The 10,828-nt window shown below is 46.1% G+C and carries 8 protein-coding genes and 2 pseudogenes; 8 read left to right on the top strand and 2 right to left on the bottom strand.

Going from position 1 to position 10,828, the window contains the following annotated elements:
• Positions 1 to 53: 53 nt before the first annotated feature.
• The gene (locus tag AAIE03_RS24125; protein ID WP_166996032.1) at positions 54 to 1,601 is read left to right on the top strand and encodes an EAL domain-containing protein; all 1,548 of its coding nucleotides are present in this window, start codon (positions 54 to 56) and stop codon (positions 1,599 to 1,601) included.
• Here the strand turns inward: AAIE03_RS24125 and AAIE03_RS24120 are convergent, their stop codons facing one another.
• On the bottom strand, positions 1,602 to 1,781 hold the full coding sequence (locus AAIE03_RS24120; RefSeq protein WP_498563293.1) for an Hha/YmoA family nucleoid-associated regulatory protein: 180 nt from the start codon (positions 1,779 to 1,781) through the stop codon (positions 1,602 to 1,604).
• A 431-nt stretch (positions 1,782 to 2,212) separates the two neighbouring features.
• On the opposite strand from AAIE03_RS24120, the gene AAIE03_RS24115 reads away from it, so the two are divergent.
• Entirely contained in the window at positions 2,213 to 2,596 is a 384-nt protein-coding gene (locus AAIE03_RS24115) for a hypothetical protein (RefSeq protein WP_166996009.1), read from the top strand.
• 289 nt (positions 2,597 to 2,885) lie between these two features.
• Here AAIE03_RS24115 and AAIE03_RS24110 read toward each other — a convergent pair whose 3' ends face one another.
• Positions 2,886 to 3,386 carry a hypothetical protein gene (locus AAIE03_RS24110; protein ID WP_008460567.1) on the bottom strand — a complete coding sequence of 167 codons (501 nt, stop codon included), beginning with the start codon at positions 3,384 to 3,386 and terminating at the stop codon, positions 2,886 to 2,888.
• 227 nt (positions 3,387 to 3,613) lie between these two features.
• On the opposite strand from AAIE03_RS24110, the gene AAIE03_RS24105 reads away from it, so the two are divergent.
• From AAIE03_RS24105 to AAIE03_RS24080, 6 genes and pseudogenes are all read left to right on the top strand, one after another.
• On the top strand, positions 3,614 to 4,342 hold the full coding sequence (locus AAIE03_RS24105; RefSeq protein WP_008460566.1) for a fimbrial protein: 729 nt from the start codon (positions 3,614 to 3,616) through the stop codon (positions 4,340 to 4,342).
• Positions 4,343 to 4,396: 54 nt separating this feature from the next.
• Positions 4,397 to 4,903: a CS1 type fimbrial major subunit gene (locus tag AAIE03_RS24100; RefSeq protein ID WP_008460565.1), complete on the top strand. Its 507-nt coding sequence runs from the start codon at positions 4,397 to 4,399 to the stop codon at positions 4,901 to 4,903.
• A gap of 53 nt (positions 4,904 to 4,956) precedes the next feature.
• The gene (locus tag AAIE03_RS24095) at positions 4,957 to 7,659 is read left to right on the top strand and encodes a TcfC E-set like domain-containing protein (RefSeq protein WP_166996007.1); all 2,703 of its coding nucleotides are present in this window, start codon (positions 4,957 to 4,959) and stop codon (positions 7,657 to 7,659) included.
• 9 nt (positions 7,660 to 7,668) lie between these two features.
• Positions 7,669 to 8,820, top strand: coding sequence for a CblD like pilus biogenesis initiator family protein (locus tag AAIE03_RS24090; RefSeq protein ID WP_008460563.1), 1,152 nt, complete (start codon positions 7,669 to 7,671; stop codon positions 8,818 to 8,820).
• A gap of 491 nt (positions 8,821 to 9,311) precedes the next feature.
• Positions 9,312 to 10,410 (top strand): annotated as a pseudogene (locus AAIE03_RS24085) (IS3 family transposase).
• A gap of 323 nt (positions 10,411 to 10,733) precedes the next feature.
• Positions 10,734 to 10,828, top strand: a pseudogene (locus tag AAIE03_RS24080) (glucose-1-dehydrogenase); the annotation flags it as partial.

Raw genomic sequence — 10,828 nt, 5'->3', positions numbered from 1 at the left:
GCAACTTTGTATTTATGATGGTGTTTTATTCTTTGTGAACGCCAATGAGCCATATGAAAACAATATCACCCAGGCCATTTCAGTTATGGATGACCCTTGCCGGAGCAACGGTGATGCTCTGTATTATTCTTATATGCTCGGGTTTGTGGATGCAGTACCGCGCAATGACTGCTGGTGTGAGCGGTATACTCAGGCTTACTGATGAATACTATCAACCAGCATCCGCCACGCTTAGTCGGATTAGTGAAGCAGGTGCTCATGACTGCGAAACAATCCTGCCGTTGCTGACATCTCTGGCAACGCTAACACCTTACACCAGGAGCGCGGGGATCATTTCAGGCAAGACAATAATCTGTTCCTCCTTCAGCGGAAATAAATCCTGGCCTGTTAAAAGCATTTTTCCGGATGTGAGTGTGTCTGACGGGAATATGCCGGCAGTGGCCTCATCAATCTCGATGAACCCCGGCCACGGCGACTCTGTGATTGTCTATACCCGGATGCTGAAGGAAAATATTTACGCCTATACGGTACTGGACACCCGTTACATGCGGGAGCTGATTAAGGTGATGGCCGGTAATACCCACCTGAACTACGCACTACAGGCAGGGCACGGGCGGTCTGTCACCCTGGGGGGGCCCCGGGGTGACCACGAAGTTCTTACCTCGCTACAAATACAGGCAGGTGATATCAGGGTGTCGGCTTATTCGACCCTCCGTAGCTGGCTGTACTTCAGTACTGAAGGCATCCCGATAATTCTTCCTGCATTTCTTTTATTTTCATTCCTGTCAGGTACTTTCTGGAAACGATGGCATGCTGCTCGTATTTCCCCTGCATCCGTGATAAGCAGGGCAATAACAGAAGGAGAGTTTTTTGTCTGCTATCAGCCGGTCTGTGATATTTCAGGACACTGCCATGGTGCAGAAGCCCTGATGCGCTGGAGAAGAAATAACGGCAGATTGATCCCTCCGGACGTGTTCATTCCTGCGGCAGAATCAGAAAAAATGATGGGGCCCTTAACGCGTCACCTGATGAGGCTTATTGCTAATGATGTTAAAGAGTGGATCCCCACGGGAGAGTTTCATCTGAGCATAAATATTGCATCGGAGCACCTCGCCGGAGGAGAGTTTATAGGGGATATGAGGGCGTTTCGTGACAGTATTCCTTCTTCGTTATCCCTTGTGGCGGAGATTACCGAACGCACACTCATTGAAAATACAGAGAAAACTGTTACCCATCTGTCCCAGTTGCGTGAGGCAGGTATAAAGGTTGCTATAGATGATTTTGGAACCGGCTATTGTTCCTTGTCTATCCTGCAAATCCTGCCTGCAGACTTTCTCAAAATTGACAGATGTTTCACAGAAACGATCGATTCTGCCAACGGAGACACCCCAGTGCTTGATGCCATTATCACCCTCAGTAAAAGACTGAAACTTACCATGATTGCAGAGGGTATCAGCACCAGGAAGCAGGCCCTGTTTATGAGGAATAATCAGGTAATGCTACTGCAGGGATACCTGTTTTCACCGCCTCTGGATGCAGCTAATTTTAGGACGTGGTATCTCAGAAATGAATACAATATGAATATAACCCCGAAGATGTAATCAACGGACATGCCGCCATATCTCCACTGGAACATGGTCGTATAAAGTTCCGGTAATAAGCTCAGCCAGACGATGATCTGCGGCTCCCCAGAAAACGGCCAGTTCAGCATCACTGAGCTCGTAGTTTTTTTTATCTATGATTTTCTGCAGTGACTCTTTGTGGCGTAACTGTCGGAGAATATAAAGCCAGTCTTTCTATTTAATTGTTCTTTCATACTGCAGCATATAGATCTTAAAAATTAGCGGGTTAAGAATAATATCAGGGGGAGCTTAAGTAGATTAATCATTTTCATTTGAAAGTAAAATACCAACAGTGACATTCCTACTGGTTGAATAGCCAATCTGGATTGTTCTTCACTCTTTGTTAACACTGGGGTGCAAAGAGAGCACAATTTATGCTAAACTTCTTCTAAGGAAGACAGTGATTTATTTATCGAATATGTGCCCTGACATATACACAGATAAAAACGAATAATTAGTGCGCGATTTATATTAAAGGAAAAAAAATGACGGCTTACCATATCCATGAGGTTTTTTTAGTAAAAATCGCACACCTGCCTCTTTCAGACAGTTATTATCTTGAATCAGACCATTTAGTCTCATAAAAGACGATGATTTCATCTGAGAGACTGGGTTTGGTGCTTGCATTGCCATCTGCTTCAATAATTATATTTCTTATTATAGTTGTACTTTCCGGAAATAACTTTCAAGATCGTTTCAAACAAGTTAAGGAAAATAATCTAACTGTTTCAGTTCAGGCAGAGCATGTGACAAAGAAAAGTAAGGAAACGATTATCTGCTTTTACCTGCAGCAAAGTATGATTGGTGTTAAGAAAAGAACTTTTCTCAAGCAGCAAATGCTACAAGTAGCAGGTAAACTGAGAGCTATGGCACGACGTATCTCGCGTAATGTCCCCCCGTGCAAGAAAAAAATGTTCACATTGGTTACGCCTGGATTGATTTTCCCAGTCACTGGTAATCCGATATTACAATGATTCTGATGTAGTCAAGTTCGATAAATCCGAACAGTAACCTTCAGGCAAAGCGGATGCCTGACTATAGGTATATCAAACAACATGGGTCGATTCATTTGAAATGCATGTCTGATCACAGACCTGGTTGCAACTGGTCCGTATCGTACTGGATCATGTATCTTCCTCAGGGATATATTAATATCCATAAAATGAGAGATTGCCGCAATATAAATTTGGTTTGCAGGCAGTCTTGAAACAGGAGATGCCACTTTTGCTACCACTCATCTAGTGAAATGATGCCGCTCAAATTCTACCACATGAGGATCTCATTTAAGGTTTTGATGCCTAGTTTTGCAGCAACCCGTGAACGCATTCCATAGATGGTTTTGTTTGACACCTTATATCTCCATGCTTCCTCGTCCACCGTCATCAGGTTAAAAAAACATTTCAGTGTTCTGTACTCGGTAGCCGTCAGGCGTCCGCTTCTTTTTCTGCTCAGTGAGGTGAGCCTCTCTGTCATTAAACCTTCGGAACATAACTCAGGAAGTATTAACTGACCGGAGTTTAATACAAAGGAGTTTCCATTAGCAGATTTTAAATAATCTGCGACGGGGAGTAAGCTATGTTCCGTAATAATAAATGATGGCTGCATCCGTCTCATCTCCGCCCAGTTTGAAAGAACGATTTCTTTGAGAGACCACTTCGCAAGATTCAATACCATTATTTCTTCTTCTGGTGTTTTTCCTGAAAACAAATGAGCTAAACCTTCAGAAAAAAAACGGTCCCTAGCTGGGTAAACGGTCAAAGTCATTGCCTGATCCTTGTATGCTTAATGTTCGGATGAAATCTGGTCTAACCTGTTCATATTTTTAGCAACGATCGATCAAAATCCGGTAGTATGATAGGCATTGACTATCATGTATTGGATTTTGATCGTTATTTACGATCAAAATACTTGATATCGATCAGATTGTCTCTTAATATCCACCAGGAAAAGAAAAATTTATTAACGTAACCTATTGATTGGTAGGTAAGTAAATGGAATTAAGAGTTTTCAGGCTGACGTTACTCGCAGTATCCGCATTTTTCATGCAGATAAATCCAACCTCAGGTGCAATGTACGTTTATCCCATGGAGGTATCTGTAGGTCTTAAAGGAGCCAGCCAGATAAAAGTCATCTCCCAGGACAATGATGTTCAGTTTATTAAAGTCAGTCTCAAGCAGATATTTCAACCCGGGACAGCGCAGGAGAAGGAGAAAACTAGTGATGCGTTTAGTGTTGCCGGACTGATTATTACGCCGCAAAAGATTGCGCTCTCTCCTGCAAGTGAGCGAGTGGTCAGACTTGTTTCTGTCATGCCTCCAGAAAAGGAAACAACGTGGCGTGCTTATTTTGAAAGCGTAAATGAAGATAACTTTATTGTGCAGCAAGGCGATTTAAAAAAATCGACAGCAACCGCAAGTATCGGCGTTAATGTTGTTTGGGGCGCACTTATTCACGTCGCGCCTGAAAAAGTTCAGGCAAGCCTTTTATTTATCGATGGTAGTGGCAAGGTGTTAAATAATGGCACAATCCGTATCCCGGTAAAAGAAGTGGGGGTTTGTGACCAGTCTGGCCAGTGTCAGTGGATAAAAGTGTCTGCAACCATATATCCGGATACAGAGGCCCGCCTGGCGGGGATCACATTCTCACGCGATAAAAAGTATCGTATTAAATACGTAAACTGGATAACAGAAAAAACCGAAGAAATCTCTTTGTCTCTATAAAGAGACTATTACTCCGTCCCCGACACCAGGGAACAACAATATAAGGAATGTTCGATGAAAACTCAGATTAAAGTTATTTCATTTGTCAGCGTGCTTGTCACTACCTTCAGTGTGAATGCTGTCCAGCGTGATATTACTGTCACGGCAAATATCGACCCTACGGTCGATGTCACACTTGCTGATGGATCACCTCTGCCGTCATCTATCGCCATGCAGTACCTGCCAGGCAAAGGTCTTGCCGCCCATAAAGAGAACATCAAGTTCTGGTCCAATACTGCGGACCGTGCGCTAAACGTCAGCCTGGCAAATACACCGTCGCTCACGGATGCGAATGGCGCTAACCCTATTCCGCTAAGTGTGTCCGTCAATGGCACCGCCCTCTCCACGACGGCGACAAGCCTTGCTTACGCCACCACATTCCCAAGCGGGATTACGAATGGCTCGTCGACCATGCCGTTGGTTATTTCACAGACCACGCCAGGCGCAGTTTCTGCAGCAGGGACCTATACCGGCATTGTAAGTCTTGTCGTGACCCAGGCCACTGCAGCAGCGGGCGGCTGACAGAGATAAGAATAATGACAGGGGAAACCCTGTCATTAGACAGGACTTCATGGATGAATATACGATTCACGTTTCTGGCCGTAATGATAAGCGCGTATTCAGTCTCTCTGACGAGTAATGCATCATTGCGCGTACCCAGGGGATTTGAAGAGCTGGCCCGGGGTCAGACTATTCTCACGGAAGTCTCACTGTACGGACAATCGCTGGGGGTTTTCAAGAGCTGGGTGGATCTTGAAAGCATCCAGTTCATACAACCGGACGCGTTGATATCTTCCATCCTGAGGGCATATCCGGACAACCCTCGGCTCAGCATCATGCTGCATAAGTCTCTGGATAAACCGTTTCGCCGCAACAGCCAGCTCTCCTGCAGTACGGGCGGTAACCAGCCCGGATGCGATTTTCTGGACACTCAGACGGTTGACGTTATCTATGATGAAAATAATGGCAGGATAAATCTTTTTATTGCCCGGGATTATTTGCCAGCTAAAAAGCAGGACAATATTTATTACGACGTAAGCGCAGAAAGCCGTAATGCGCTCATTCATCAACAAAATGTCAATTTCGTTGCGGACAGGCGTTATCAGTCTGTGTCGCTTCAGGGTAACGGTACGTTGGGCGTTAGCGACGGGGGTTATCTCAACCTTGACTGGAATCTTCAGGGGCAACGTTCAGGCAATCAAAGCACGCATGATGTATCCGTCAATAATGCTTACATCAGGCAGGATTTTTTAAAGCGGATTTATGTGCAGGCAGGTGTCATGGACGCCCGGGACATATTCAGCAATACCGGGGGGAATATCAATCTCAGTCAGTTACCCCTGGGTAAAATTCGTGGCGTCAGGACGGGCTCGACGCTTGCATGGATAAACATGGATAAGGTCTCAACCGGCACGCCTGTCAATCTGTTTCTCTCACGTGATGCGAGAGTCGATGCTTATCGGGAAGGACAGCTACTGGCTTCATTTTATTTAAAAGCCGGTGCACAGATTCTGGACTCCCGGGCATTCCCTCAGGGAAGTTACACGCTTACTTTACGGATTTTTGAGGATAACCAGCTGGTAAGAACAGAAACAGTCCCTTACACCGGGCTGGGAGAACTTTCATCCCGCACGTTACAATGGTTTATTCAGGCGGGAGTACCGGACGCGGACGGGATCTTCAGTGAGCGCACCGACAGGCAGGTCGTTCAGGCCGGGCTGAGGCTGCCGGTGAGCAATAACCTCGCTCTGACCACTGGTTCAGCTTTTTTCAATACTGCGCGTTTCTGGGAAAGTGCGCTGGACTGGGCGCACGGTTTTGATTCCGGATGGCTTGACGGGCTTCTGACGTCGAGAGTCAGCTATCTGCACGGAAGCGAAGGCTCAAGAGGTAATATTCAGCAGGCAAATTACAGCGATGGTTTTTCGCTCAGTTTTTATCGTAGTGCAATGACGGCCCCGGAGTGTAACAGTCAGGGACTTCATCGCTACAGCATAAACGGTTGCTACAAGAGTAGTAGCGTGATGTTTTCTGTCCCGCTGGATAAGTGGTATGCCACACTCGGATTTGCCCGCAACAGTAACCGGGGGCGGTATGTCTATCGCCGGGATATAGCTGATTTTGACCCGCGTGACCGGACGGCTGTTCCCTGGGAAAGAATTTATCAGACTCACTCTGAAAGCCGGACATGGCAGGCGGGCCTCACGCGCACGATTAATCTCAATGAGATTAATATCACATCAGGCATCAATGCCTTTTTTCGAAATGACAGCGCATTTAATGCTCCGGATAAAGGCATGTTTATTACGCTTTCGTTCTCTGCAAGCAGGAATGGCGTGGACGGAAAGCGAAGTACATTTTCTGGCGGAGCAAACTGGCAGACCAGTAAGCGGGGTAATGACGGGCTGGGTTATAACATTGCTGCCAGTCAGTACAGCGATGAGACGGGGGAAAACGAAACAGGTGTGTCGCTTAACGGCGTGAATACGGGCACGCTGACCGCTTCAGCTTATGGCCGTATGGGGGGGCAGTACGGCGCGGGGTCCCTGACCGTCAGTGACGCCTGGGACCGGACAAGTGGGGAACATCTGCTCAACGGTAGCGGTAATTACAGCTCCTCCCTCATCCTGGATCGGGATGGGCTGGCCGCTGGCCGCTGGGGAGATGGAACGCCTTCTTCAGCAATAACTGTGGGTGTTGAACAGCAAGACACCCCAGAAGTATCGCGGGTAAATGTCTCTGTGGACACCGGTGGAAGGAGTGAGGTGAGAGGCAACAGCAGGGCGCTTTTTACTGTGCCGGGTTACAGGGAAAACCAGTTTGACGTCACGGAGTCCGTTGCCTCCCCTGAGGGAATAAGCAGTGAGATAAGCCGGGGTACCGGAGCAAGAAAAGTCTTCATGACTCCAGGAAAGGTCTTTAACCGGGCTGTGAGCGTGCAAACGCGCTACACGTGGCTTGGCCAGTTGCTGGATAACAACCGCCACCCACTTGAAGGGGTCATCCCGCTTAATGTGATGGCATGGACGCCTCTGGGTAACGGAAGTTTTACCCTTCAGACGACGAGAAAGGTGGAAAAGTTGTACGTTGTGAAAAACGAATCCTACTGGCAGTGTGGGATGAAGGTCAGCATGATGAGAGATGTTATTCGTTATGTCGGGGAAACGAGGTGCCAGCGTACAGATCTTGCAAGGCTGCCTGCGGCAGAACAAAAGCAGGTTGTTCTGATGACTGCAGGGTTAAGTGATCATACGAAAAATACCGCTATGAATAATTAAGGCGTAAATATGTATTTTAAAAATGTTTTACTATACTTAATCTCATTTTTATCCATTGTTTCATTCTCTTGTAAAGCTATTTACGAGCCACCGATGAACAGAACTACAAATCTTACAGCTGAATTTGATAAAAACTCACTACCTGCTTCTTTAATTATCTGGAATGCTTTATCAGGCGGTCAGGATGATACTAATGGACAAAAATGGGGAAGAAATACACTAACCTGCCTTAATGCTACAGACACCACATATGGAGCTTGTGCGACTACGTCTTCGTGGTGGTACAACTCAACAGACAACAGACTTTACGTAAGACTGTCTTTTTCTCTTAAAGGAAGTTCAACTAAAGTTGATTTAAATATTACGCCTATAAAACAATGGAATGTTATTTCTGGAGGTTGTGCAGGACAATCCAAAAACACCCCTGCTTCAATGACTACTGGCTGCGATAATGCTTTAATCGTGACCAGTGATTTCACTTACAGCATTCCGCAAAGTGAGCTTGCCAAACTCTCATCTCCAGGCACCTGGACCGCTACGTTGAAGCAAAATTTACGTTTATGGGACAATGGATATGGAATATTGGGTGTTTGGAGTGCGGATATATCATTGACAGTGACAGACCTTAAAAGTCAGCAAGTTTATTTCCCAACATTCCCTTATTCAACCCCCCAGGTAAATCTTAATTTATCCAATCGCACTGGCACTAAGAATACACAAAGTATGAGCGGTAAGTCTGTATTAGATATGTGTCTATATGATGGGAAAAACTCGACAAGCTCTCAGGTTAATATGATATTCAGCGACGAGAGAGCGAGTGCTCCAGGAAGGCAGCCTGGATTTTTTTCTGTTTATCGAAATGGCGCTGACAAAAGTCAGGCTGAAAACAGAGTTGATTACCAGCTTAGCGTATTAAACCCTACATCCGGACAGTCACAGATTATAAGTAATGGAGCGGAGGTTTTATGGAAAAATACGAATGAAAGAAAAATTCAGAGACAAGTTGTTATTCCCGGTGTTTCGGGTGTTTCTTTATGCGTGCCAGCACCATTAACATTTACAACACCGCAATTCCGCTTTGCCGATAAGTCAGCAGGAATATATAGTGGGAAACTCACTGTTATATATACACCATCTACCCAGTCTAATTTAACTAACTAGAGCGTACGTTAAATACGACGAGCTATTGCAATAAATGGATTTCTATTACAAGGTTCGCTATGCTGAGCAGATTTACTTACATTATTACAAATAACTTTAGCTATGGACGTGTTTAAATGATAAGCGTTATTGCAAGGGTGACTAGTAAACCATAAAATTTCTTAGTGGACGGTATAATAGGCATTAGCTCTCAAGTAGAGAGAGTATATAAAGGGTTATAATTTGGATGCTGGTCGCCTTTTAATCATCTTTCCATGGTGGGTGGAGAGCTTAGCTGATGGATGTAGTTGCAGATAAAAGTACCGTTGTGCCAATCGAATACGGCTAAAACGAACTCTCTGATCGGCACTTGCAGGTAGACTGGTGCAGGGCTGGAGACAAGGTTGCGCTCTACCTTTTTCTTTAACGCGAATGACCTTCCCCCTGAAAACAGTGCCAGGCTAAACTGAAGTCTCCGGTCTTTCTTCCATCTCAAAGAGAGGCACACCGCCATGAAAAAGACCCGTTATACCGAAGAACAGATAGCCTTTGCGCTGAAACAGGCCGAAACCGGTACTTGCATCGGGGAAGTCTGCAGAAAAATGGGCATTTCTGAAGCCACTTTTTATAACTGGAAGAAGAAATTCGCTGGTCTGGGCCTGACAGAACTGCGTCGTTTGCGGCAGCTGGAGGATGAAAATCAGCGGTTGAAAAAGCTTGTCGCTGACCTGAGTCTGGACAAAGAGATGCTGCAGGAGGTACTGAAGCAAAAGTTCTGAGGCCGGCTCAGAAGCGTCAGGCGGTACATTTCCTGCGGGAAGCTTACCGTATCAGTGTCCGGCGGGGATGTGGACTGCTGATGCAGAGCAGAACCGTTTACCACTGGCAGAGTCGGCGGGATGATCGAGCGATTACCCTTCGCATCAGGGAAATAGCGGAAACCCGGATCCGCTACGGCTGCCCGCGTATTCATATTCAGTTGCGACGGGAAGGCTGGCCTGTTAACCACAAGAAAACACACAGAATCTATTGTCTGGAAGGACTGAACCTGCGGAGAAAGCGTCCGCGCAGGCATGTCAGTGCAGCGCATCGCCAACAGCGCCCCTTCCTGACCGGTGTCGATTAGTGCTGGAGTATGGATTTCGTGTCGGATAATCTGTTTAACGGACGGCGTTTTCGGGTGTTAACTGTAGTGGATAATTTTAGTCGTGAGTGTCTGGCGATCCACGCAGGAAAGTCGCTGAAGGGCGAGGATGTGGTCGCTGTGATGGAAGCATTACGCTTACTGAGTAAACGCCAGCCTGTGCGTATTCAGACAGATAACGGCAGCGAGTTTATCTCGAAGAGCCTGGATAAATGGGCGTATGAAAATGGGGTGACAATGGACTTCTCTCGTCCAGGAAAGCCGACAGATAACCCGTTTATTGAATCATTTAACGGTAGTCTGCGGGATAATGCCTGAACATTCACTGGTTCCTCTCACTGGAAGATGCGCAGAATAAACTCGACAGCTGGCGCAGGGAATATAATCATGGGAGAACGCATTCATCATTAAATGACATGACCCCGGCTGAATTTATCCGGAGCCTACAAAAAGACGAAGATCTCTGATTTAGCACTGCATTGATTTTGGGCCAGGGTCAAAAACCCAGAAACCTCAAAAAGTGCGTGGAACTAAAACGGGTGTACTTACACCGGGACTTAACCCGGCACGGCCACGAGCTTGCGTATATAAAGATCTGTTGCTAATTTTTCAGGGTATTCATTGGATTACAGATAGCATAAATTGAAGAGAAAATCGTTATTCTGGCGGTCAAAAACGTACATTGTTGCCGGATCATACCCAGCATTACGTTCCCGGCCCCTGAATAACAGAGACAGATGCTGAAACGGTGATGTTTCATTCAGGCTAAAAATGAATCAGGGGGTTATGTATGTTTACAGATCTTCAGGGAAAAGTGGCTGCAGTAACAGGCTCCTCCAGAGGAATAGGGGCTGCAATTGTTACCCGCTTAGTTGAAGAAGGCAT

The sequence above is a fragment of the Pantoea sp. Ae19-2 genome (assembly GCF_059801205.1).
Note: the sequence above shows the minus strand (reverse complement) of the source record. Positions and strands in the feature narration are given on the sequence as shown.